Genomic DNA, 24822 nt, shown 5'->3' with positions numbered 1-24822 from the left:
TAACTGTGTCGTCAGGCTCGTAGGGCCTAGACTGTCTCCCTGCTTTATATCCGGGACTTTTTCTTCATGCATATTTCTTCTGGCCGCTGGGTCTATGGCCTTTGTCTGGCGCTGGTCACCGCGTTCCTGTGGGGCATTCTGCCGATCAAGCTCAAGCAGGTTCTGCAAGTGATGGACCCGGTCACAGTGACCTGGTTTCGGCTGATGGTATCGGGGATGTTGTTGTTCATCTGGCTGGCCGCGAAACGGCAATTGCCCAGTTTCAAAGCGCTGGGCATGCGCGGTAAAGGCCTCGTGGCGCTGGCAGTCTTCGGTCTGGTCGGCAATTACATCCTGTACCTGCTTGGCCTGCAGATTCTCAGCCCCGGCACCGCGCAATTGATCATTCAGGTGGGGCCGATCCTGCTGCTGATCGGCAGCGTTTTCCTGTTCAAGGAGCGCTTTACCATTGCTCAGGGCTTTGGTCTGGCGGTGTTGCTGATCGGTTTTACGTTGTTCTTCAATCAGCGGCTCGCAGAGCTGCTGACATCCATGAGCGAATACACCACGGGCGTACTGATTGCCTTCCTGGCGGCGACAGTCTGGACGTTCTATGGCCTGAGCCAGAAGCAACTGTTGACCGTGTGGAATTCATTCCAGGTGATGATGGTGATCTACCTGTTTTGCGCTTTGGTGATCACACCTTGGGCGCATCCGATGGAAGCATTGCTGCTTAGCCCGGTGCAGGGCTGGCTGTTGCTGGCATGCTGCCTGAATACCTTGGTTGCCTATGGCGCGTTTGCTGAAGCGCTGGCCCATTGGGAAGCATCCCGGGTCAGTGCAACCCTCGCGTTGACGCCGTTAGTGACCTTCGCATCGGTTGCCGTCGCCGCCTGGCTGTGGCCGGATTTCGTCAAGCATGAGGATATCAATGCGTTGGGATATGGCGGGGCAGTGCTGGTAGTAGTGGGTTCGGCGGTGGTAGCGCTAGGGCCGTCTTTGCTGGCTGGCCTGCGCGCGCGCAAAGCCAGGCTGGCGAGTCAGGTTTAGCGTTTACCGAGCTGTTCGGCTTTTTTGAGCCACTGCTGACGTTGCTCCTCAGTCGAAGTCTGCACCGGCGCAAACTCGCTGAGGCGTTTGGTCTTGATGCCACAGAAGGCCAGTACGGTGCGGACCATCTGCCGATGTGCCGGGGCACCATATACCCATCGGAAGTAGCGCGGCGGTGTGTCCATCGTGACCAGCAGTTCCGCCGTGCGGCCTCTGAGCAATTCGTTGGCCGCACTCTTGCGGCCATGGCTCTTGAAGGCAAAACCGGGCATCAGCACCCGGTCCAGAAACCCTGTCAGCAGGCTCGGCAAGCCGCCCCACCAGACCGGATAGACAAACACCAGATGCTCAGCCCAATGGATCTCGCGCTGGGCTTCCAGCAAGTCATGCTCAAGCATCTGACTTTGCTGATAACCGTTATGCAGCACCGGGTCGAAATCCAGTTCGCTCAGTTTCAGCATGCGCACCACATGCCCGCCGCTGCGGGCACCTTGTGCATAGGCTTCGCCCAAGGCATGGCCGAAGCTGGCGCTTTTCGGCGTACCGAAAATCATCAGAATCCGTTTGCCGTCACCTTCCAGCCGTGTCGCGCCGTGTCGGGCCTCAACCATTACTGCCTGCCTCGAGCATTTTTTCCGGTCGCACCCAGGCGTCGAACTGTTCATCGGTGAGGTAGCCCAGCGCCAGTGCCGCTTCACGCAGGGTAAGACCTTCGCTGTACGCTTTTTTGGCGATTTGTGCGGACTTGTCATAACCGATATGCGGGTTCAACGCCGTCACCAGCATCAGGCCACGTTCGAGATGTTCAGCCATTTTCCCGGCATCGGGTTCCATGCCCGCCACGCAATGCTCGTTGAAGTTACGGCAGCCATCACCCAGCAAGCGAATCGACTGAAGCAGGTTATGAATCAGCACGGGCTTGAACACGTTCAATTGCAGGTGGCCCTGGCTGGCGGCGAAACCGATAGTGACGTCGTTACCCATCACCTGACAGGCCAGCATCGACAGCGCTTCGCACTGCGTCGGGTTGACCTTGCCGGGCATGATCGAACTGCCCGGTTCATTGGCAGGCAGTTTCACCTCGGCAAACCCGGCCCGGGGACCGGAGCCCAGCAAGCGCAGGTCGTTGGCGATTTTCATCAGCGTCCCGGCCAGAGTTTTCAGCGCGCCCGACAAGGCCATCAACGGTTCGTGGCCCGCCAGTGCGGCGAATTTGTTAGGTGCGGTCACAAATGGCAGACCGGACAACGCGGCCAGCTCTGCAGCCACTGCTTCAGCGAAACCATGGGGGGCATTCAAACCGGTGCCGACTGCCGTTCCGCCCTGGGCCAGTTCGTAGACCGCGGGGAGGGTGGCGCGAATGGCTTTTTCGGCGTAATCCAGTTGTGCGACATAGGCCGACAGCTCTTGGCCGAAGGTGATCGGCGTCGCGTCCATCATGTGCGTGCGCCCGGTTTTCACCAGCTTCATATGACGCGCCGACTGCTCGGCCAGGCCCGTGGACAGCTCTGCAATCGCTGGCAACAGCTGTTCTTTGACGGCCTGCGCAGCCGCGATATGCATGGCGGTCGGGAAGCAATCGTTGGAGCTTTGCGAGCGGTTGACGTGGTCGTTTGGATGCACGGGCGTCTTGCCGCCGCGTCCCTGACCCGCCAGTTCGTTGGCCCGGCCGGCGATGACTTCGTTGACGTTCATGTTGCTCTGGGTGCCACTGCCGGTCTGCCAGACCACCAGCGGGAATTGCGAGTCCAGCTCGCCCGCGAGCACTTCGTTGGCGGCTTGTTCGATCAGCCGGGCGATGTCTGCGGGCAGGTCACCGTTGCGGTCATTGACCCGGGCGGCGGCCTTCTTGATCAGGGCCAGAGCATGCAGCACCGGCAACGGCATGTGCTCGTCGCCAATGGCGAAATTGATCAGTGAGCGTTGAGTCTGAGCTCCCCAGTAAGCGTCATCGGGAACGTCGATCGGACCAATGCTATCGGTTTCTGTGCGGCTCACTGGACTCACTCCTTAAGTTTGTATGCGCAGTTTAGGCTCCATGATCCTATCTGGGTTCCCCCGATCGTGGTTTTTAACCGCTTGGGCAGTCAGGGGTTGAGCCAAAAGCAGACATGGGCGCAGAATGGTCGGCCCTGAGGTTCTGCCTCGACTGCTAGAAAGGAAACTCGATGACCCGTCTTCGCGCCATCTGTACTGCGGCTGTTCTGGTATGTGCCAGCGGCCAGGTTCTTGCCGATACCGCCAGCCACAACGCCAGCGCTGAAACCTTCTTGAAACTGGCTAACGCCGACAAGCTGGGCACCCCGGTGTACATGCAAGTACAACAGATGTTTGCTCAGCGTTTCGCCGAAACCAAAGCGCCAGAGGCTAAAAAAGCCGTTCTCGAAACTTACCAGGCCAAAGCCAACGCTGCTTTGGACCAGGCCATCGGCTGGAACAAGCTGAAGCCAGATATGGTCAAGCTTTACACGGCGAACTTCACTGAAAGTGAGTTGAAGGATCTGGTTGCGTTTTACCAGTCTCCATTGGGCAAGAAGGTTCTGACCAAGATGCCTGAGCTGACTCAGCAGTCCGCTCAATTGACTCAGGGCAAGCTGGAAAGCGCTGTTCCTGTCGTCAACAAGCTGCTGGCTGACATGACGAGTGAACTGGAGCCTTCCAAGAAAGCCGCTCCTGCTCCTGCCAAAAAGCCCTGATAAGCGAAGCCTGTCATGACTATGCAAACGCGAATCGAGTCGGCGCTGGCTGTGTTTCAACCATTGCATCTGCAAGTGCTTGATGAGAGCCATATGCATAGCCGTGGCGAGCAGACTCACTACAAGGCTGTGATTGTCAGTGAGCAATTCGAGGGGCTTAACGCTGTCAAGCGGCACCAGAAGGTCTACGGCATTCTGGGCGGCTTGATGGGCGAGTTTCATGCCCTGGCGTTGCACACCTATACGCCGGTCGAGTGGGCGAAGACGGGCACTGCGCCGGTTTCGCCTGTTTGTGCAGGTGGTGACTGACAGCGGTTTTGTGTACATATCCGTTATGGGGTAATGGCTGATATTGGTTGCGCTTTTACAGCGCGTCACTTTTGAAAAGAGCCCAAAAGTAACCAAAAGGCTCTTGCCCCATCACTCGGCACCTCGCTGTCGCTCGGTGTACCCGCCCGCAGATCTGAAACCGTGGGCCGCCGCAAAGGGCCATCCATGGCCCAATGCGGCTAACCCGGCGTCCTGCCCCTCTTCAACTCAAGAGCGCCCCACGGTTTCAAATCCGCGTTCGGCCAGCGTGATTTAACGGGGCGCCTCAGATCAAAATCAAAAGCGCGGCGGCCTGACAGCCGACCTGTTTTATTGGGTTTGCCGACATTCTGTAGGAGCTGCCGAAGGCTGCGAAGCGGTGTTTCAGACGACGTCTGTGTTGGCTGTGCTGACGTCTCGCGAACAAGTTCGCTCCTACCAGTACGAGGTGAAATCGCTGCTCTTGATCTGCTCTTGATCTGCTCTTGATCTGCTTTTGATTTTGATCTTAGGCGCCCCGTTAAACCACGCTGGCCGAACGCAGATTCTGAACCGTGGGTAACCCGGCAGGACGCCGGGTTAGCCGCATTGGGCCATGGATGGCCCGTTGCGGCGGCCCACGGTTCAGGATCTGCGGTCGGGTACACCGAGCGACAGCGAGGGGCCGAGTGGTGGGGCAAGAGCCTTTTGCTTACTTTTGGGCCCCAAAAGTGAGGCGCCGTAAGGGCGCAACCCCAAACCAGCCGTTGCCCAACTAACGGATATTCATACAAGTCCAAGCCGCTCCGCTATTTGATTCACTCCCCTCGATCCCACCCATCCCCCCATCTTTGCTAGAATCCGCCCCGCGCTGCACACCCTGCGCGTTTTTATTGAATTAATTCTATCCGGTAGGCCCTTTGCGAGGGTCGCCACCTGGAGATACACATGACACAACAGCCGATGAATCAACCGATCGTCGTAGCGGCGCTATACAAATTCGTCACCCTCAGCGACTACGTCGAACTGCGCGAGCCGCTGCTGCAGGCGATGGTCGACAACGGCATCAAAGGCACCTTGCTGATCGCCGAAGAAGGCATCAACGGCACCGTATCCGGTAGCCGCGAAGGCATCGATGGCCTGATGGCCTGGCTCAAGAACGACCCGCGAATGATCGACATCGATCACAAGGAATCGTACTGCGACGAGCAGCCGTTCTATCGCACCAAAGTCAAATTGAAGAAAGAAATCGTGACCCTGGGTGTTGAAGGTGTAGACCCCAACAAAGCCGTCGGCACCTACGTCGAACCCAAAGACTGGAACGCCATCATCAGCGATCCGGAAGTGCTGGTCATCGACACCCGTAACGACTACGAAGTGTCCATCGGCACGTTCGAAGGCGCCATCGACCCCAAGACCACCAGCTTTCGCGAGTTTCCCGAGTACATCAAGGAACACTTCAATCCCGAAGTGCACAAGAAAGTCGCGATGTTCTGCACCGGCGGCATCCGCTGCGAAAAAGCTTCCAGCTACATGCTCGGTGAAGGATACGGCGAGGTCTATCACCTCAAGGGCGGCATTCTCAAATACCTCGAAGAGGTCCCGCAGGATGAAAGCCTGTGGCGTGGCGAGTGTTTTGTGTTCGACAATCGTGTCACTGTCCGCCATGACCTGACCGAGGGCGACTACGATCAATGTCACGCGTGCCGCACGCCGATCAGCGCTGAAGACCGTGCCAGTGAGCATTACTCGGCGGGGATCAGTTGCCCTTATTGCTGGGACAGCCTGAGCGAGAAAACCCGTCGCAGCGCCATCGACCGCCAGAAGCAGATCGAACTGGCCAAAGCACGTAATCAGCCACACCCAATCGGTCGTAATTACCGTTTGGAAGACCGCCAGCCAGACGAGGCCTGATCCATGTCCACCCGCCTGCTTTATGTAATGGACCCGATGTGCTCCTGGTGCTGGGGGTTTGCTCCTGTGGCGCAAGCGCTGGTTCAACAAGCGCAGGCGAGTGGTGTGACATTGCATCTGGTGATGGGTGGTTTGCGCACCGGTAGCGGGGCGGCGCTCGATCCGACCACTCGCCGTTACATCCTTGAGCACTGGCAAGCGGTTGAGAAAACCACCGGGCAGACGTTTCGTTTCGACGATGCGTTGCCCGACGGTTTTGTCTATGACACCGAGCCTGCATGCCGGGCCATCGTCGCCGCGCGTCATCTTGAGCCGGACTTTGCCTGGAAGATGGTCGGGCTGATCCAGCAGGCGTTCTATATCGAGGGACGTGACGTCACCCGTGCTGCAGTGCTGGCCGAACTTGCCGAGCAGGCTGGCTTGCCGCGTATCGAATTCGCTGCTGCCTTCGACAGCGCCGAACAGTTGGCCGCAACCCAGGCAGACTTCGCCTGGGTCCAGGATCTGGGTATCGCGGGTTTCCCGACCTTGCTGGCTGAGCGCAACGGTCAACTGGCGTTGTTGACCAATGGCTACCAGTCACTGGAAGAACTCTCGCCTTTATTGGGCCGCTGGCTTGAGCGTGCTGCCAGTGCCTGACCCTCTTAAAACTGATCGGGACGAGTCCAGCGTGACGTTCAATCGCTTGAGTTGGGCGCAAATTCGTCGCTTGGCTTCACGGCATAAAAAAGCCCTGTGGATCGCTAATGGTGTGGCGGTGCTGGCTACGCTGTGTACCGTGCCGATCCCTCTGCTGTTGCCCTTGCTGGTGGATGAGGTGTTGTTGGGGCACGGCGACAGCGCGCTGAAGTTCATGAATAACTTCCTTCCCGACAGCCTGCAAAAACCAGCCGGTTATATCGGCCTGATGCTGCTGTTCACCTTTGGTCTGCGTCTTGGCGCGCTGGTGTTCAACGTCGTGCAGGCCAAGCTGTTTGCCCGGCTGTCCAAAGACATTGTGTATCGCGTACGAATTCGCCTGATCGAGCGCCTGAAGCGCATCTCTCTGGGGGAATACGAAAGCCTGGGCGGTGGCACGGTGACTACGCATCTGGTCACCGATCTGGATACGCTGGATAAATTCATCGGTGACACGCTGAGCCGTTTTCTGGTGGCGATGCTGACGCTGACGGGCACCGCATCGATTCTGATGTGGATGCACTGGAAGCTGGCGCTGCTGATTCTGCTGTTCAATCCGCTGGTGATTTACGCCACGGTGCAATTGGGCAAGCGGGTCAAACACCTCAAAAAGCAGGAGAACGACAGCACCTCGCGGTTCACCCAGGCCCTGACTGAAACGCTGGACTCGATTCAGGAAGTCCGCGCCGGTAATCGCCAGGGCTATTTCCTCGGTCGTCTGGGCGTGCGTGCCCGGGAAGTCCGTGATTACGCCACCGCTTCGCAATGGAAGAGTGACGCGTCCAATCGGGCCAGTGGGCTGCTGTTCCAGTTCGGGATCGATGTGTTTCGCGCCGCGGCCATGTTGACGGTGCTGTTTTCTGATCTGTCCATCGGCCACATGTTGGCGGTGTTCAGCTACCTCTGGTTCATGATCGGGCCGGTGGAACAGCTACTGAATCTTCAATACGCCTATTACGCCGCAGGCGGGGCGTTGACCCGAATCAACGAACTGCTCGCGCGTGCCGATGAGCCGCAGTATCCGGGAGGCGTCAATCCGTTCGCCGGTCAGAAAACCGTGGGCATTGAAGTGCGTGGTTTGAGCTTCGGTTACGGTGAAGAGAATATTCTCGATCAACTGAACCTGACGATTGCTCCGGGTGAGAAGATCGCCGTTGTGGGTGCCAGTGGCGGCGGTAAAAGTACTTTGGTGCAACTGCTACTTGGGTTGTACACGCCACAGGCCGGCACGATCAGCTTTGGTGGCGCCACCCAGCAGGAGATCGGTCTGGAAACCATTCGGGAGAATGTTGCGGTGGTGCTTCAGCATCCGGCACTGTTCAACGATACGGTACGTGCCAACCTGACCATGGGCCGCGAGCGCAGCGACGAAGCGTGTTGGCGAGCGCTGGAAATCGCCCAGCTCGAATCGACCATTCGCAGCTTGCCGCAAGGGCTCGACAGTGTTGTGGGACGCTCGGGTGTGCGACTGTCTGGCGGTCAGCGTCAGCGTCTGGCTATCGCCCGGATGGTATTGGCCGATCCCTGCGTAGTGATCCTCGACGAGGCCACCTCGGCACTCGACGCCGCAACGGAATACAGCCTGCATCAGGCGCTGTCGCGGTTTCTCAGTGGCCGCACCACATTGATCATTGCTCACCGTTTATCCGCGGTGAAGCAGGCCGATAAAGTGCTGGTTTTCGACGGTGGTCGTATTGCAGAGCAGGGCGATCATCAGCAATTGATTGCTGAAGGTGGGCTGTACGCAAAGCTTTACGGTCATCTGCAGCACATTTAATTCCCACGGTTACTTGCCAGAATCCCATTTAGGGTCTTTCTTGGTAGTTGGTAACACCGCGTTAACAGCGTTCTTTCACCCATGTAACGCTCGCTGATTTCTCTTTATGTGCACTGCATCGCGATTCCATCATGCGAGGCGGTAGTGTGTTTCAGATTCAAGAAAATTCCCTGAACGGTTTCATGGATTTGACCTAGTCTCTGGGCAGGATGAATTGAAGACAGCTTGATGAGCATCTGGCATCGCTTATGAAAGGGAACCCATGAAGCAAAAGCGGATCCTCGAAAAGCCCCGCCTGTTGGGCATCGTATGGCCATTTATCGCTGTCGCGCTGTTTCAGGCGTTATTGGGGGGTGTCAGCCTCTACATGCTTTCAGCCTTGCGCAGCTATGTCGGCGGCGAAAGCCTATGGTCCAAGGGGCAGAAAGACGCCATTTATTACCTGAATCTCTACGCCAATGGCCACGAAGAGATCAATTTCCAGCGCTACGAGCAGGCGATTTCAATACCCGAGGGCGGCCACGCGCTTCGCGTAGCGCTGGATCAGCCGGTTCCGGATATCAAAAAAGCGACAGATGGCTTCCTGCAAGGCGGGAATCATCCTGATGACGCCGCGAGTGTCATCTGGCTGTATGTGAATTTTCGTGAATTGGGTTACATGAAAAAAGCCGTCGACCAATGGCGGCTGGGCGATGACTTTCTGATCCAGCTGGATACGCTTGCTCATCAGATGCATGAACGTATTTCGTCGGGCGCAGCTACCGAGGCCGAAATTAGTGAATGGCGCGCCCAAATCACCGCCATCAATGAAAGCGTGACGCCAGTAGCCAGAGCGTTCAGTAACGCCCTGAGCGAAGGCTCCCGAGGGATTCTGCGATTACTGCTGGTCATTAACCTGGCGACGGCGGTGGTGCTGATTATTCTGGCGTTGCTCAGGACGCACAAACTATTGACTCAGCGCCATGCCTTCGCGGATGCCCTTCAGGTGGAGAAAGAGCGTGCGCAGGTCACGTTGGAGTCGATTGGTGATGGCGTGATTACGACTGACGTCGAGGGCGCTATCGTTTACATGAACCCGGCTGCTGAAGGGCTGACCCACTGGAAAAACTTTCAGGCCAGTGGTCTCCCGCTTGCGGCGTTATTCAACCTGCTTGACGAAAATGACCGCAAAGACAGCTCAACCCTGATCGAGCATATTCTCAGTGGTCAGCTCAGCGGTGGCAGCGAGCATTCAAAACTCATCCAGCGTCTGGACGGCAGCACCGTTTCAGTGGCGTTGGTCGGGTCGCCGATCTTTACCGATGGCAGGGTCAGCGGCACGGTGCTGGTGCTGCACGACATGACGCGGGAGCGGCAGTACATCGCCAATCTGTCCTGGCAGGCGACCCACGATGCACTGACCGGGCTGGCCAACAGACGTGAGTTTGAATATCGCCTGGAACAGGCGCTTGATGGGTTGGCCCGGCAAGCGAGCCAGCATTCCGTAATGTACCTGGATCTGGATCAGTTCAAGCTGGTCAACGACACCAGCGGTCATGGGGCCGGTGACGAACTGCTGCGGCATATTTGCACGGTGCTGCAACAGGGCTTGCGTGAAGGCGACACGCTTGCACGGTTAGGCGGTGACGAGTTCGGCATTTTGCTGGAGAACTGCCCGCCGGAGACGGCTGAAACGATTGCGGAGTCCTTGCGCCAGACTGTTCAGAGCCTGAACTTTGTCTGGAAGGGCAGGCCGTTTGTCAGCACGGTCAGTATTGGCCTGGTGCATATTTCTCAACTTCCAACGACGCTGGAGGCGTTGCTGCGTTCGGCAGATATGGCGTGCTACATGGCCAAGGAAAAAGGTCGTAACCGCGTTCAGGTCTATCACGCCGAGGACTCCGAAGTGTCCATGCGCTTTGGTGAGATGGCGTGGGTGCAGCGTTTGCACATGGCGCTGGACGAGAACCGTTTCTGTCTGTTCTCCCAGCAGATCGCCGGTATCGGCCAGCATGCTCAGGATGACAGCGGGCATATCGAAATCCTCTTGCGCCTGCGTGATGAGGCCGGGCGCATGATCTTGCCCGAGAACTTCATTCCGGCTGCCGAGCGCTATGGTCTGATGACTCAGCTGGATCGCTGGGTGGTGCGCAATGTTTTCGAGATCATTGCCCGGGGCCGGGATGTTGAGCGTTACGCCGGACCTATGACGGTGTGTGCGATCAACCTCTCGGGGGCGAGCATCGGCGATGATGCTTTTCTTGATTACCTGAAGCTGCAGTTCCGGACTTATGACATCCCCCCGTCATTGATTTGCTTCGAAATCACCGAAACCATCGCGATTGCCAACCTGGGTTGCGCGATCCGTTTTATCAACGATCTGAAGGCGCTGGGCTGCAAGTTCTCCCTCGACGACTTCTGTGCCGGCATGTCGTCGTTTGCATACCTCAAACACTTGCCAGTGGACTATCTGAAGATCGATGGCAGCTTCGTCAAAGACATGCTCGATAACCCCATCAACCGCGCCATGGTCGAGGTGATCAATCACATTGGCCATGTCATGGGTAAGCGCACCATTGCCGAATTCGTCGAAACGCCCCAGATCGAGATCGCACTGCGTGAGATCGGAGTTGACTTCGCTCAGGGATATCTGATTGAACGTCCTCAGTTGTTCACGTGCCAAAGTCTTCATGCACGCCCTTCAAGGGCCGTCCCGTTGTTGTTCAGCACGCCAGGAACATTCCGATAAGCCATTAACTTCACGAAAAGGAGCCACACAGTGATCGATACTTTCAGCAGAACCGGTCCGCTCATGGAAGCCAGCAGTTATCCGGCTTGGGCACAGCAATTGATCATTGATTGCAGTTTCGCTAAATCCAGAGTGGTCGAGCACGAGCTCTATCAACGCATGCGTGACGGGCGCCTGAGCCCTAAAGTCATGCGTCATTATTTGATTGGTGGCTGGCCGGTGGTTGAGCAGTTCGCTATCTACATGGCCAACAGCCTGGCGAAGACCCGCTTTGCCCGTCATCCCGGCGAAGACATGGCGCGCCGCTGGTTGATGCGCAATATTCGCGTGGAGCTTAACCATGCTGACTATTGGGTAAATTGGGCGGATGCCCACGGTGTCAGCCTTGATGACCTCAAGGCTCAGCACGTGTCTCCCGAGTTGCATGCGCTGAGTCACTGGTGCTGGCACACCAGTTCGTCTGACTCATTGGTGGTGGGTATGGCTGCGACCAATTACGCCATCGAAGGGGCCACGGGGGAGTGGGCGGCTGTCGTGTGCTCCTCGGACGTATACGCCGACGGATTTCCCGAGGAGTCGCGCAAGCGTGCGATGAAGTGGCTGAAGATGCACGCGCAGTATGATGACTCGCACCCTTGGGAAGCGCTGGAAATCATCTGTACGCTGGCGGGCAATAACCCAAGCGTGCAATTGCAGACTGAACTGCGGCAGGCAGTCACCAAGAGTTATGACTACATGTATCTCTTTCTGGAGCACTGCATGCAGCTGGAAAAGGCCAAATCGCCTCGCACGCGAGTGGCCGAACTGGAAACCTGAGTTTCAGCCTGCCATCGCGAGACGATTACGGCCTTGCCGCTTCGCGACGTACAGCGCGATATCGGCGCGCCGCATGAGGCTGCCGGCAGACTCCGCCGGCAGCAGCGTTGAACCACCTAGGCTGATCGTCAACTCCAGGGTTTTATCAAGCCCTGGGTGCATCAGTTCTTGAGCTGCCTTACGCAGTCGTTCCCCCATCAAACCTGCTGCATCGCGACCCGTGTTGGACAGCACGACCAGAAACTCTTCGCCGCCATAGCGAAATATCCGGTCGACGTTTCTCAGCTCGCTTTTAATCGCCTGAGCGATGAATTTGAGTACGTCATCGCCGGTGGCGTGGCCGTAGGTGTCGTTGACGCGCTTGAAGTGATCGATATCCAGCATCAGCACTGACAGTGGCTGGGCGTTGCGTCGTGCGAGTTCTATTTCGCGAGCCAGGGTTTGATCCATGGCCATGCGGTTGCCAGTCTCGGTAAGTGGATCGCGCAACGCACTTTCCATGGCGGCCCGGTACAGCAGCGCGTTACGCAGCGGGAACAGTATGCAGGTCATGAGGGATTCCAGCGCCGCAAATTCCTCTTCGCTGAAGCGCACATTACGCTCGAAGGTAAACAGGCCCAGAACTTCGCCTTCATTACTGAGGTTGTAACTAATGCTGTGTGGAGCACGTTCGCCCATCTGCATGTACAGATCACTTTCAGCGTATTCGTAGCTGAGCCCATCAAGCGGGACCACGCGCTGAACACCCCGGAAAAACATCCCCAGGATCCGCTCCGCTTCCAGGCTGGTTTGCAATTGCTGACCGAGCTGTTGCACCAATTGCGTCAAGCCGACAGGCGGCTGTACGTTGTTCTGAACCTGTCGTTGATGCATGCCCAATCGTTTCATTTTGGCTGCATCAAAATTAATTGCTTTGGGTGGTTTAGGAGAAATCATGGCGTCATTCCTCAGCGCGCATTGCTGGATAAGCTGAGTCAGAGCGAAAGTCGTGCCAGTCTTTGAAATTAAATATAACGCTTTAAATACAAGGGCTTGGGAGGGGTGGCAAGCAGGTTTTCGTCTAGGGGCGACATAACCTTGACTTGCGGGACTCGCCAGTCACCCACCGATGACGGTTTTCCGTCACGGCGGGGTGGGGCGATGTTATTGCGCGTTAAGGGCCTGGCCGTTGACGTCGCTGCTGTCCGGGCCCATCAGGTACAGATAGACCGGCATGATCTCTTCCGGAGTCGGGTTGTTCTGAGGGTTTTCTGCCGGATAAGCCTGGGCGCGCATGCTGGTGCGTGTGGCGCCAGGGTTGATGCTGTTGGAGCGCACCGATGCCACGGTATCGAGTTCGTCAGCGAGGGTTTGCATCAGGCCTTCCGTCGCAAACTTCGAAACCCCGTAAGCGCCCCAGTACGCTCGGCCCTTGCGGCCAACGCTACTGGAGGTGAAGACCACCGAGGCATCTTTGGACAGCTTGAGCAATGGTAGTAGCGTGCTGGTCAGCATGAACATCGCGTTGACGTTGATGTGCATGACCTGCATGAAGTTTTCCCCGGACAACTGCTCAAGGGGCGTACGCGGACCGATGATTGAGGCGTTGTGCAGCAGGCCGTCAAGGTGACCGAATTCTTTTTCGATCATGGCCGCCAGTTCATCGTATTGATGGGGCAGCGCGGTTTCCAGATCGAAAGGGATGACTACTGGCTTGGGATGGCCCGCGGCTTCGATTTCGTCGTACACCTGAGTCAGATTGGCTTCGGTTTTACCGAGCAACAAAACGGTGGCGCCATGTGCCGCGTAGGTTTTCGCAGCCGCAGCACCAATGCCGCGTCCAGCGCCAGTGACCAGAATAACCCGACCATTGAGCAGGTCGGGGCGGGGGGAGTAATCGAACATGGGTTACCTCTTTAAACCGGGTTGGCGGCCTGCGCAGATCCCTGTGGGAGCCGGGCTTGCCCGCGATAAGAGCGCCGCAGACATAAAGTCAATTGCGTCCAGCTTTATCGCGGGCAAGCCCGGCTCCCACAGGTCGCGCTTTGCATGCAGTTCTGAAGTGCCTTCAGCAACTACACAGCGCGTTATCCAGCACCTTGCGCAGTTCCAGGGGGTGATCCACTACCACATCGGCACCCCAGTGATCAGGATTGTCGCTGGGGTGGATGTAGCCGTAACGCACCGCTGCGGTTTTGGTGCCCGCGTCGCGGCCGGATTCGATGTCACGCAGATCATCGCCGACAAACAGCACGCTTGCCGGATCCAGATCAAGCATCTTGCAGGCCAGGATCAGCGGCTCGGGATCGGGTTTGCTGCGCGTTACGTGATCCGGGCAGATCAGCAAGGCCGAGCGTTGCGACAGCCCCAGTTGATCCATGATCGGCTGAGCGAAGCGCACCGGTTTGTTGGTGACCACGCCCCAGATCAGGTTGGCCTTTTCGATATCGGCCAACAACTCCGCCATCCCGTCGAACAGCTTGCTGTGTACGGCGCAGTCGCGTTGATAGCGTTCAAGGAACTCAAGGCGCAGCGCCTCGAATCCCTCGGCATCCGGAGACATGGCAAAGGTCGCAGCGACCATCGCCTTCGCACCGCCGGAAACCTCATCACGGATCAGCTTGTCCGGCACAGCAGGCAAGTCGCGTTCAGCAAGCATTGCCTGGCAAATGGCGATGAAATCCGGAGCGGTATCGAGCAGGGTACCGTCCATGTCGAATAGAACTGCTCTCAAGCGCATGCTTATGCCTCCCGGAGCGTCTGGATCATGTAGTTGACGTCGACGTCCGAAGCCAGCTTGTAGTGCTTGGTCAGCGGGTTGTAGGTCAGACCGATGATATCTTTGACCTGCAGGCCAGCAGCGCGGCTCCAGGCACCCAGCTCGGAAGGGCGGATGAATTTCTTGAAGTCGTGGGTGCCGCGCGGCAGCAGGCCCATGATGTATTCCGCGCCGACGATGGCGAACAGAAAAGCCTTCGGGTTGCGGTTGATGGTCGAGAAAAACACTTGGCCGCCTGGCTTGACCATGCGGTAGCAGGCGCGAATTACCGACGACGGGTCCGGTACGTGCTCAAGCATTTCCAGGCAGGTGACGACGTCGAACTGCTCAGGCATTTCTTCGGCCAGGTCTTCGGCGGTAATCTGCCGGTATTCGACCTGTACGCCAGATTCCAGCTGGTGCAACTGAGCGACCGCCAGTGGCGCTTCGCCCATGTCGATACCGGTCACGGTCGCGCCACGCAGTGCCATGGCTTCGGAAAGAATCCCGCCGCCGCAACCGACGTCCAGAACCTTCTTGCCCGCCAGATTGACGCGCTCGTCGATCCAGTTGACCCGCAACGGGTTGATGTCGTGCAGTGGCTTGAATTCGCTGTTGCGATCCCACCAGCGATGGGCCAGTGCCTCGAATTTGGCGATTTCTGCGTGATCGACGTTGCTCATGGGATGTCCTCTTGAACTCAAAATACGTGCAGCGGGCTGGCTGATGAACAACCAGCCCGGTCTTATTCGGTGCGCCCGGAAATACGCTTGCCCCAGGCTTTTGCGGTGTCACACAACGCCTGTTCATCCATACGGGTCAGGCGGCGATCATCGAGCAGTTGCTTGCCCGCGACCCAGACATGGCTGACACAGTCGCGGCCGGTGGCGTATATAAGCTGTGACACCGGATCATAAATCGGTTGGCGGGCCAGGCCTGACAGGTCGAAGGCGACCATGTCGGCAGCCTTGCCAATCTCCAGCGAGCCGACTTCGTTCTGAATACCCAGCGCCCGTGCGCCATTCAACGTAGCCATGCGTAACGCGCGATGAGCATCCAGTGCGGCAGCCGAACCCGCGACGGCCTTGGCCAACAGCGCTGCTGTACGGGTCTCGCCCAGCAAATCCAGATCGTTGTTGCTGGCTGCACCATCGGTGCCTACTGCTACATTGACGCCAGCCTGCCACAGTCGTTCGACCGGGCAGAAGCCGCTGGCCAGTTTCAGGTTTGATTCCGGGCAATGAATCACGCTGGTGTTGCTTTCTACCAGCAACGCCAGATCGTCATCGTTTATTTGCGTCATGTGCACGGCTTGAAAGCGCGGGCCGAGCATACCCAGACGATTCAGGCGCGCCAGCGGGCGCTCACCTGACTGGTCGACAGCCTGCTCCACTTCGAAGGCAGTCTCGTGAACATGCATCTGGATCATGGCGTCCAGTTCATCCGCAATGACCCGGACCCTTTCCAGGTTTTCGTCGCCAACGGTGTACGGTGCATGAGGGCCGAAGGCGATTTTTATGCGCGGGTGATGGGCCAGATCATTGAACAGCTGCACGCCCATGTGCAGGGCTTCGTCGGTATCCCGTGCACCAGGAATCGGAAAATCTAGAATCGGCACGGTGATCTGTGCGCGGATTCCGCTGTTGTGCACGCGGTCTGCTGCTACCGAGGGGTAGAAGTACATGTCCGAGAAACAGGTGATGCCACCTTTGAGCTGCTCGGCGATGGCCAGATCAGTGCCGTCGCGAATGAAATCCTCACTCACCCATTTGCTTTCCGCAGGCCAGATATGGTCATGCAACCAGGTCATCAGCGGCAGATCGTCGGCCAGCCCTCGGAACAAGGTCATGGCCGCGTGCCCGTGGGCGTTGATCAATCCCGGGCTGAGCAGCATTTCAGGCAATTCAAGGGTTTGCAGAGCCGTTTGTTTCAAGGCCTCGGCGCGTGGGCCGATATAAACGATGCAGCCATCGCGGATGCCCAGGCCATGATCCTTCAACACCACGCCAGCGGGTTCGACCGGCACCAGCCAGGCGGGCAGGAGCAGCAGGTCGAGCGGGGCAGCGGTGTTAGGCATGACTGGGCTTCCAGGGCTTATTATGGGGACGGCGCAGTATACCCGAGCGTCTTCGCCGACGGCTCGCTATAATCGGCAGCTTTTGATGTCCGGCTTGGGTTTTTTGAGTATGGAGTGTGCAATGCGCGATCGATTGTTGGCTGCTGAGAAGGTGAAAGCCATCGATTGGCGGGATGACGCTCTGTATCTGCTGGATCAGCGCATCTTGCCTTTCGAGGAAACCTGGCTCGCTTATAAAAACGCGGCGGGGGTGGCCGACGCCATTCGCTCAATGGTTGTCCGTGGCGCACCGGCTATCGGCATCAGCGCGGCTTATGGCGTTGTGCTGGGGGCTCGCGCCCGCATCGCCGCCGGTGGTGACTGGAAAGCGGCCCTGGAAGAAGATTTCAAAGTGCTGGCAGACTCGCGTCCCACGGCCGTCAATCTGTTCTGGGCACTGAACCGGATGCGCGAACGTCTGCAGCGTATCAAGAAAAGCGATGACCCTCTGGTGGTGCTGGAGGCTGAAGCGGTGTCCATCCACCTCAGCGATCGCGAAGCCAATCTGACCATGGCTCAGTTGGGTGCAGACCTCATTCGCAAGAATCAGGGCAACCTGCAGGCGGTTCTGACCCACTGCAACACGGGGGCCCTTGCTACCGGTGGTTTCGGTACCGCGCTGGGCGTTATTCGCGCAGCGCATCTGGAAGGGATGATCGAACGTGTCTACGCCGATGAAACCCGTCCATGGTTGCAAGGCTCCCGGCTGACCGCCTGGGAACTGGCCAACGAAGGTATCCCCGTGACGCTCAATGCCGATTCGGCGGCTGCGCATTTGATGCGCACCAAAGGCATTACCTGGGTAATCGTGGGCGCCGACCGCATCACCGCCAATGGCGATGTGGCCAACAAGATCGGTACTTACCATCTGGCTGTCGCTGCCATGCACCACGGCGTGCGCTTCATGGTGGTCGCGCCGAGCTCGACGATCGATATGGACATGGCCAGCGGTGACGAAATCGTCATCGAAGAGCGCGACGGTCGTGAGCTGCTGGAAGTGGGCGGTCAACGGGTCGGTGCAGATGTCGATGCATTCAACCCGGTATTCGACGTCACCCCGGCTGACCTGATTGACGTGATCGTCACTGAAAAGGGCATTGTCGAGCGCCCGGACACCGCAAAAATGGCTCAATTGATGTGCCGCAAACGCTTGCACTGATCCGTTTGAAGACCGGCGGAACTTTGGTCGCAAGGGCGCTAAGCGGGCCTGTAAGCGCTTCTCAGCGGTCTTGCGACAGACAAGCTCGTTTTCAGGGCTTTCAAAGGATAGGTGCTTAGCGGCGATTGTGGTAACATCCGGCGGTTTCCAGGGGCGCATGCAGTAGCCGTCCCTACTGCGCAGATCCAGTACATAACTCGTTGATTTGTCGTAAGTCGTTGCCAGGCAAACGTGCCGGTAGCGGCGAGCTTCGTTCCTCCCGGATGGATGTTCGAAGTTTCACCAGAAAAAGGAATCGAGCTTCTCATGGGCGAACTGGCCAAAGAAATCCTCCCGGTCAATATCGAAGACGAGCTGAAGCAGTCCTACCTCGACTACGCAATGAGCGTAATCGTCGGGCGGGCACTGCCCGATGCACGTGATGGCTTGAAGCCCGTGCACCGGCGTGTACTGTTCGCGATGAGTGAACTGGGTAACGACTGGAACAAGCCGTACAAGAAATCCGCCCGTGTGGTCGGTGACGTTATCGGTAAGTATCACCCCCACGGCGACACTGCCGTGTATGACACCATCGTTCGTATGGCTCAGCCATTCTCGCTGCGCTATCTGCTGGTAGACGGTCAGGGCAACTTCGGTTCGGTCGACGGCGATAACGCCGCGGCCATGCGATACACCGAAGTGCGCATGACCAAGCTGGCTCACGAGCTGCTGGCTGACCTGCATAAAGAAACCGTGGACTGGGTGCCGAACTACGACGGCACGGAAATGATCCCGGCGGTCATGCCGACCCGTATTCCCAACCTGTTGGTCAACGGTTCCAGCGGTATTGCCGTGGGCATGGCGACCAACATCCCGCCGCACAACCTCGGTGAGGTCATCGATGGTTGCCTGGCGCTGATCGACAACCCGGAAATCTCCATCGATGAACTGATGCAGTTCATCCCGGGTCCTGACTTCCCGACTGCCGCAATCATCAACGGCCGTGCAGGCATCGTCGAAGCCTATCGTACCGGTCGCGGTCGCATTTACATGCGTGCCCGCTCGATGGTTGAAGACATCGACAAGGTCGGTGGTCGTCAGCAGATCGTCATCACCGAGCTGCCGTATCAATTGAACAAGGCTCGCCTGATCGAAAAGATCGCCGAGCTGGTTAAAGAGAAGAAGCTGGAAGGCATCACCGAACTGCGCGACGAGTCCGACAAGGACGGTATGCGCGTCGTGATCGAACTGCGTCGCGGCGAAGTGCCGGAGGTTATCCTCAACAACCTCTACGCCCAGACCCAGCTGCAAGCCGTTTTCGGTATCAACATCGTTGCACTGATCGACGGCCGTCCGCGCATCCTGAACCTTAAGGATCTGCTCGAAGCCTTCGTTCGTCACCGTCGCGAAGTGGTCACCCGTCGTACCGTTTTCGAACTGCGTAAAGCCCGCGAGCGTGGTCATTTGCTCGAAGGTCAGGCAGTAGCGCTGTCGAACATCGATCCGGTAATCGCCCTGATCAAAGCCTCGCCGACACCTGCGGAAGCCAAGGTGGGGTTGATTTCCACGCCTTGGGAATCCAGCGCAGTGGTGGAAATGGTCGAGCGCGCCGGTGCGGATTCATGCCGTCCGGAAAACCTTGATCCCCAGTACGGTCTGCGTGACGGCAAGTATTTCCTGTCGCCGGAACAGGCCCAAGCCATTCTCGAATTGCGTCTTCACCGCCTGACCGGTCTTGAGCACGAAAAACTGCTCACCGAGTATCAGGAAATCCTCAGCCAGATCGGCGAACTGTTGCGCATCCTCAACAGCGCCGTGCGCCTGATGGAAGTGATCCGCGAAGAGCTGGAATTGATCCGCGTCGAGTACGGCGATGTTCGTCGCACTGAAATTCTGGATGCGCGTCTGGACCTGACACTGGGCGACATGATTCCTGAAGAGGAGCGTGTCGTTACGATTTCCCACGGTGGCTATGCCAAGACTCAGCCTCTGGCGGTCTATCAGGCGCAGCGTCGCGGCGGTAAAGGCAAGTCGGCCACCGGCATCAAGGATGAGGATTACATTGCTCACCTGCTGGTCGCCAACAGCCACACCACGCTGTTGATGTTCTCCAGCAAGGGCAAGGTTTACTGGCTCAAGACCTACGAGATCCCGGAAGCGTCCCGCGCTGCCCGTGGCCGTCCGTTGGTCAACCTGCTACCGCTGAGCGAGGGCGAGTACATCACCACCATGTTGCCGGTCGACCTGGAAGCCATGCGCAAGCGGGCTGACGAGGAGGAAGAGGCTGGTGTCGAAGGTGAGATCGACGACGCAGAAAACAGCAACGAGACCGAAGAAGAGCGTAAAGCGCGCATCAAGGCCGCAGACAAGAAGAAGGCTCCGTTCATCTTCATGTCCACCGCCAACGGTACCGTGAAGAAAACCCCGCTGGTGGCCTTCAGCCGTCAGCGTAGCGTGGGTCTGATCGCGCTTGAGCTGGACGAAGGCGACATCCTGATCTCCGCAGCCATCACCGATGGCGAGCAGGAAATCATGCTGTTCTCCGACGGCGGCAAGGTCACGCGCTTCAAGGAATCCGACGTTCGTGCCATGGGCCGTACCGCCCGCGGTGTGCGCGGCATGCGTCTGCCGGAAGGCCAGAAGCTGATTTCGATGCTGATCCCGGAAGAAGGCAGCCAGATCCTGACTGCTTCCGAGCGTGGTTACGGTAAGCGTACGGCGATCACCGAGTTCCCAGAGTACAAGCGTGGCGGTCAGGGCGTTATTGCCATGGTCAGCAACGAGCGTAACGGTCGACTGGTCGGCGCGGTACAGGTACTCGACGGCGAAGAAATCATGCTGATCTCCGATCAGGGCACACTGGTTCGTACCCGTGTCGATGAGGTCTCCAGCCTGGGTCGTAACACTCAGGGCGTCACGCTGATCAAGTTGGCCAGCGACGAGAAACTGGTCGGCCTGGAGCGCGTGCAAGAGCCTTCGGAAATCGAAGGCGAAGAGCTGGTAATCGGTGAAGACGGTGAAATCATTGAAGGCGAAGCGTTGAGCATTGCTGACGAAGACGTATCCGCCGACGAGCTGCAAGCCGACGCCGCTCCGGACGAAGAAGAAGCGCAGGATTAACGCACAGCCTGCGGGAACGCGGTTTTTTCTGTAGGAGTGAGCTTGCTCGCGATAGCGTCAAGGTAGTCGATGAGTAATTGCCGGAATGACGCTATCGCGAGCAAGCTCACTCCTACAGGGATCATGTACATCAAGCAGCCCTGTGTTGTTTGACAGAAGTAGCCAAAGGCTGCGAACGGTTCTGAACTGTGTCGCGGCCTTTGCCATCTTCGACTCCAAATGACCAAGCCTGAGAAAATCAGAGCGTAGTGAGAGTGGATATGAGCAAGCGAGCCTTTAACTTCTGCGCAGGTCCTGCTGCGCTTCCTGAAGCTGTTCTGCTGCGTGCCCAGGCGGAGCTACTGGACTGGCATGGCAAAGGCCTGTCCGTCATGGAAATGAGCCATCGCAGTGATGAGTTCACTTCCATCGCCAACAAGGCCGAGCAGGATCTGCGTGACCTGCTGACGATTCCCTCGAACTACAAAGTGCTGTTTCTGCAAGGTGGCGCGAGCCAGCAATTTGCTCAGATCCCCCTGAATCTGTTGCCTGAAGACGGCTCTGCCGACTATATCGATACTGGTATCTGGTCGCAGAAGGCCATTGAAGAAGCTTCGCGTTACGGTCACGTCAATGTGGCTGCCAGCGCCAAGCCTTACGATTACTTCGCCATCCCGGGCCAGAACGAGTGGAAGCTGTCCAAAGACGCGGCCTACGTTCACTACGCCCCGAATGAAACCATTGGCGGTCTGGAGTTCGACTGGATTCCAGAGACCGGTGATGTGCCGCTCGTGGCTGATATGTCTTCGGACATCCTGTCCCGTCCGGTGGACGTCTCGCGTTTCGGCATGATCTACGCGGGCGCACAGAAAAACATCGGCCCAAGCGGCATCGTCGTTGCGATCATTCGCGAAGACCTGCTGGGTCGCGCCCGTTCGGTGTGCCCGACCATGCTCAACTACAAGGTCGCGGCCGATAACGGCTCGATGTACAACACGCCGCCGACGCTGGCCTGGTACCTCTCCGGTCTGGTCTTCGAGTGGCTGAAAGAGCAGGGCGGTGTTGAAGCCATCGGCAAGCTCAACGAAGTCAAAAAGCGCACGCTTTACGACTTCATCGATGCCAGCGGCCTGTACAGCAACCCGATCAACAAGTCTGACCGCTCGTGGATGAACGTGCCGTTCCGCCTTGCTGATGATCGTTTGGACAAGCCATTCCTGGCAGGTGCTGATGCGCGCGGGCTGCTCAATTTGAAAGGTCACCGTTCGGTCGGTGGCATGCGTGCCTCTATTTATAATGCCGTGGACATCAACGCGATCAACGCGCTGGTGGCTTACATGGCAGAGTTCGAGAAGGAACACGGCTAATGTCCGAGCAAGAACTCAAGGCGCTACGCGTCCGCATCGATAGCCTGGACGAAAAGGTTCTGGAGTTGATCAGTGAGCGCGCACGCTGCGCCCAGGAAGTAGCGCGGGTAAAAATGGCCAATCTGGCTGAAGGCGAAGTGCCGGTGTTTTATCGCCCCGAGCGTGAAGCCCAGGTGCTCAAGCGGGTCATGGAACGCAATCGTGGCCCATTGAGCAACGAAGAGATGGCGCGTCTGTTTCGCGAAATCATGTCTTCTTGCCTGGCGCTGGAGCAGCCGCTGAAGGTTGCTTACCTCGGTCCAGAAGGGACGTTCACTCAGGCTGCAGCGATCAAGCATTTTGGTAACGCAGTTATCAGTCTGCCCATGGCTGCGATTGATGAAGTATTCCGTGAAGTGGCAGCCGGTGCGGTGAACTTTGGCGTCGTGCCGGTGGAAAACTCCACTGAGGGCGCGGTCAATCACACGCTGGACAGCTTCCTTGAGCATGACATGGTGATCTGTGGTGAAGTTGAGCTGCGCATCCACCATCACCTGCTGATTGGTGAAAACACCAAGACTGAAAGCATCAGCCGCATTTATTCCCACGCTCAGTCGCTGGCCCAGTGCCGTAAGTGGCTGGATGCGCATTACCCGAATGTCGAGCGGATCGCCGTCGCGAGCAACGCCGAAGCCGCCAAGCGGGTCAAAGGCGAGTGGAATTCTGCAGCGATTGCCGGTGACATGAGTGCAAACCTGTACGGTTTGACGCGCATCGCTGAAAAAATCGAAGACCGTCCGGACAACTCCACCCGGTTCCTGATCATCGGTAGCCAGGAAGTCCCGCCCACTGGCGACGACAAGACCTCGATCATCGTATCCATGAGCAACAAGCCGGGCGCTCTGCACGAGTTGCTGGTGCCATTCCATGAGAACGGCCTGGACCTGACGCGTATCGAGACCCGTCCGTCGCGCAGCGGTAAATGGACCTACGTATTCTTCATCGACTTCGTTGGCCACCATCGCGATCCATTGGTCAAAGCGGTGCTGGAGCGCATCAGTCAGGAAGCAGTGGCGCTCAAGGTGCTGGGTTCATACCCGAAAGCGGTTCTTTAAAAGAGCAGCTACAGAATTACTTATTGGCTCGCGTTCCTGACGCGGCGCTGTCTTATTGCAAACATTTGAACTGTAGGAGTGAGCTTGCTCGCGATTCGGTATCCTGGTCGACGAATTTGTCGTCTGAACTGACGCTATCGCGAGCAAGCTCACTCCTACAGAAATGCATTTCAATTCAGTGATTTGCATCTTGTTGATAGGAGGTAGCGACACATGACTGGCGACTTCCTCGCACTGGCTCAGCCAGGTGTGCAAAAACTTTCGCCTTATGTTCCGGGTAAGCCTGTGAACGAGCTGGCACGAGAGCTGGGCATCGATCCCGCAAAAATCATCAAGCTGGCGAGCAACGAAAACCCGTTGGGCCCCGGCCCGAAGGCGCTGGCTGCGATTCGCGACGAATTGGCCGAACTGACGCGCTACCCGGACGGCAATGGCTTCGAGCTGAAAAAGCGCCTTGCAGAACGTTGTGGTGTGCAGGTCGATCAAGTGACGCTGGGCAACGGCTCCAATGACATTCTTGAACTGGTCGCCCGTGCTTATCTGGCTCCCGGCCTGAACGCGGTATTCAGCGAATTCGCTTTTGCGGTTTATCCCATTGTTACCCAGGCTATCGGCGCTACAGCTCGCGTCACGCCCGCCAAAGAGTGGGGACATGATCTGCCTGCAATGCTGGCGGCGATTGATGCCGATACTCGCGTCGTGTTCATCGCCAATCCGAACAACCCGACCGGTACCTGGTTTGGGCCGGATGCATTGAGCCGCTTTCTTGCCGCTGTCCCTGAGCACGTGCTGGTAGTGCTGGACGAAGCCTATATCGAATACGCCCAAGGTGGCGATCTGCCCGATGGCCTCGATTATCTGGCTGAGTACCCGAACCTGCTGGTGTCGCGCACATTCTCCAAGGCCTATGGCCTGGCGTCATTGCGTGTGGGTTACGGCTTGTCGTCTCCTGCCGTGGCAGACGTGCTGAACCGCGTTCGGCAGCCGTTCAACGTCAACAGCCTAGCTTTGGCCGCAGCATGCGCGGCGCTGGATGACGCTGAATACCTGACTAAAAGTCGCCAGTTGAATGAAGTCGGCATGGAGCAGCTTGAGGGCGGTTTGCGCTTGCTCGGGCTGAGCTGGATTCCCTCCAAAGGTAATTTCATTGCGGTAGACCTGGGACGTGACAGCGGTCCGGTTTATCAAGGTTTGCTGCGCGAAGGTGTGATTGTTCGCCCCGTCGCTGGCTACGGTATGCCCAATCATCTGCGTGTGAGTATCGGTTTGTTGGAAGAAAACACTCGTTTCCTCGAGGCATTGGCCAGGGTTCTGGCGCGTGATTGATGTCATCTCAGTGAAACCA

At 57.7% G+C, this 24822-nt stretch carries 20 protein-coding genes; 13 read left to right on the top strand and 7 right to left on the bottom strand.

Annotated features, from left to right (window positions below):
• Positions 1 to 66: 66 nt before the first annotated feature.
• Positions 67 to 1029: a DMT family transporter gene (locus tag K3169_RS22395; protein ID WP_099270608.1), complete on the top strand. Its 963-nt coding sequence runs from the start codon at positions 67 to 69 to the stop codon at positions 1027 to 1029.
• Here the strand turns inward: K3169_RS22395 and K3169_RS22390 are convergent.
• Positions 1026 to 1640 carry an NAD(P)H-dependent oxidoreductase gene (locus K3169_RS22390; RefSeq protein ID WP_027902056.1) on the bottom strand — a complete coding sequence of 205 codons (615 nt, stop codon included), beginning with the start codon at positions 1638 to 1640 and terminating at the stop codon, positions 1026 to 1028. The genes K3169_RS22395 and K3169_RS22390 overlap by 4 nt on opposite strands.
• Complete coding sequence (locus K3169_RS22385; RefSeq protein ID WP_122805729.1) at positions 1633 to 3027, bottom strand: class II fumarate hydratase; 1395 nt, start codon at positions 3025 to 3027, stop codon at positions 1633 to 1635. The genes K3169_RS22390 and K3169_RS22385 overlap by 8 nt, the downstream gene beginning before the upstream one ends.
• Before the next feature lie 170 nt (positions 3028 to 3197).
• Here K3169_RS22385 and K3169_RS22380 point away from each other — a divergent pair, with 170 nt between their 5' ends.
• The 7 genes from K3169_RS22380 to K3169_RS22350 all read left to right on the top strand — a co-directional run bounded on the left by K3169_RS22380 (position 3198) and on the right by K3169_RS22350 (position 11926).
• Positions 3198 to 3725, top strand: a complete 528-nt coding sequence (locus tag K3169_RS22380) for a DUF2059 domain-containing protein (protein ID WP_263268068.1) — start codon at positions 3198 to 3200, stop codon at positions 3723 to 3725.
• Positions 3726 to 3740: 15 nt separating this feature from the next.
• Complete coding sequence (locus K3169_RS22375; protein ID WP_263268066.1) at positions 3741 to 4034, top strand: BolA family protein; 294 nt, start codon at positions 3741 to 3743, stop codon at positions 4032 to 4034.
• A 942-nt stretch (positions 4035 to 4976) separates the two neighbouring features.
• Positions 4977 to 5927, top strand: coding sequence for a rhodanese-related sulfurtransferase (locus K3169_RS22370; protein ID WP_263272351.1), 951 nt, complete (start codon positions 4977 to 4979; stop codon positions 5925 to 5927).
• Between the two features lie 36 nt (positions 5928 to 5963).
• Positions 5964 to 6566, top strand: a complete 603-nt coding sequence (locus K3169_RS22365; RefSeq protein ID WP_263272350.1) for a DsbA family protein — start codon at positions 5964 to 5966, stop codon at positions 6564 to 6566.
• Entirely contained in the window at positions 6496 to 8382 is a 1887-nt protein-coding gene (locus K3169_RS22360; protein ID WP_263268064.1) for an ABC transporter ATP-binding protein, read from the top strand. The genes K3169_RS22365 and K3169_RS22360 overlap by 71 nt, the downstream gene beginning before the upstream one ends.
• A 262-nt stretch (positions 8383 to 8644) precedes the next feature.
• Positions 8645 to 11110 (top strand): EAL domain-containing protein, encoded by a 2466-nt coding sequence (locus tag K3169_RS22355; RefSeq protein ID WP_263268062.1) that lies wholly within the window; start codon positions 8645 to 8647, stop codon positions 11108 to 11110.
• A gap of 63 nt (positions 11111 to 11173) precedes the next feature.
• Positions 11174 to 11926, top strand: a complete 753-nt coding sequence (locus K3169_RS22350) for an iron-containing redox enzyme family protein (protein ID WP_264760198.1) — start codon at positions 11174 to 11176, stop codon at positions 11924 to 11926.
• A 3-nt stretch (positions 11927 to 11929) separates the two neighbouring features.
• On the opposite strand, the gene K3169_RS22345 is transcribed toward K3169_RS22350, so the two are convergent.
• From K3169_RS22345 to K3169_RS22325, 5 genes are all read right to left on the bottom strand, one after another.
• Entirely contained in the window at positions 11930 to 12862 is a 933-nt protein-coding gene (locus tag K3169_RS22345) for a GGDEF domain-containing protein (protein WP_027898218.1), read from the bottom strand.
• 207 nt (positions 12863 to 13069) lie between these two features.
• Positions 13070 to 13810, bottom strand: a complete 741-nt coding sequence (locus K3169_RS22340; protein ID WP_263268060.1) for a YciK family oxidoreductase — start codon at positions 13808 to 13810, stop codon at positions 13070 to 13072.
• 163 nt (positions 13811 to 13973) lie between these two features.
• On the bottom strand, positions 13974 to 14645 hold the full coding sequence (gene mupP, locus K3169_RS22335) for an N-acetylmuramic acid 6-phosphate phosphatase MupP (protein WP_263268058.1): 672 nt from the start codon (positions 14643 to 14645) through the stop codon (positions 13974 to 13976).
• Between the two features lie 2 nt (positions 14646 to 14647).
• Complete coding sequence (ubiG, locus tag K3169_RS22330) at positions 14648 to 15346, bottom strand: bifunctional 2-polyprenyl-6-hydroxyphenol methylase/3-demethylubiquinol 3-O-methyltransferase UbiG (RefSeq protein ID WP_027902848.1); 699 nt, start codon at positions 15344 to 15346, stop codon at positions 14648 to 14650.
• Between the two features lie 62 nt (positions 15347 to 15408).
• The gene (locus tag K3169_RS22325; protein WP_122397353.1) at positions 15409 to 16740 is read right to left on the bottom strand and encodes a TRZ/ATZ family hydrolase; all 1332 of its coding nucleotides are present in this window, start codon (positions 16738 to 16740) and stop codon (positions 15409 to 15411) included.
• Between the two features lie 121 nt (positions 16741 to 16861).
• Between K3169_RS22325 and mtnA the strand changes: the two genes are divergently transcribed.
• From mtnA to hisC, 5 genes are all read left to right on the top strand, one after another.
• Entirely contained in the window at positions 16862 to 17938 is a 1077-nt protein-coding gene (mtnA, locus tag K3169_RS22320) for an S-methyl-5-thioribose-1-phosphate isomerase (RefSeq protein WP_122397354.1), read from the top strand.
• Positions 17939 to 18244: 306 nt separating this feature from the next.
• Positions 18245 to 21037 (top strand): DNA gyrase subunit A, encoded by a 2793-nt coding sequence (gene gyrA, locus K3169_RS22315; protein WP_263268054.1) that lies wholly within the window; start codon positions 18245 to 18247, stop codon positions 21035 to 21037.
• Positions 21038 to 21297: 260 nt separating this feature from the next.
• Positions 21298 to 22383 carry a 3-phosphoserine/phosphohydroxythreonine transaminase gene (gene serC, locus K3169_RS22310; RefSeq protein ID WP_263268052.1) on the top strand — a complete coding sequence of 362 codons (1086 nt, stop codon included), beginning with the start codon at positions 21298 to 21300 and terminating at the stop codon, positions 22381 to 22383.
• Entirely contained in the window at positions 22383 to 23477 is a 1095-nt protein-coding gene (pheA, locus tag K3169_RS22305) for a prephenate dehydratase (protein ID WP_027902853.1), read from the top strand. Before serC ends, pheA begins: the two co-directional genes overlap by 1 nt.
• A 213-nt stretch (positions 23478 to 23690) precedes the next feature.
• Positions 23691 to 24803: a histidinol-phosphate transaminase gene (gene hisC / locus K3169_RS22300; RefSeq protein ID WP_263268050.1), complete on the top strand. Its 1113-nt coding sequence runs from the start codon at positions 23691 to 23693 to the stop codon at positions 24801 to 24803.
• Positions 24804 to 24822: the final 19 nt, after the last annotated feature.

Source organism: Pseudomonas phytophila, assembly GCF_025643095.1.
GTDB classification, from domain to species: Bacteria; Pseudomonadota; Gammaproteobacteria; order Pseudomonadales; family Pseudomonadaceae; genus Aquipseudomonas; species Aquipseudomonas quasicaspiana.
The sequence above is the reverse complement of the archived record's forward strand: the minus strand, read 5'-3'. Positions and strand labels throughout refer to the sequence as shown.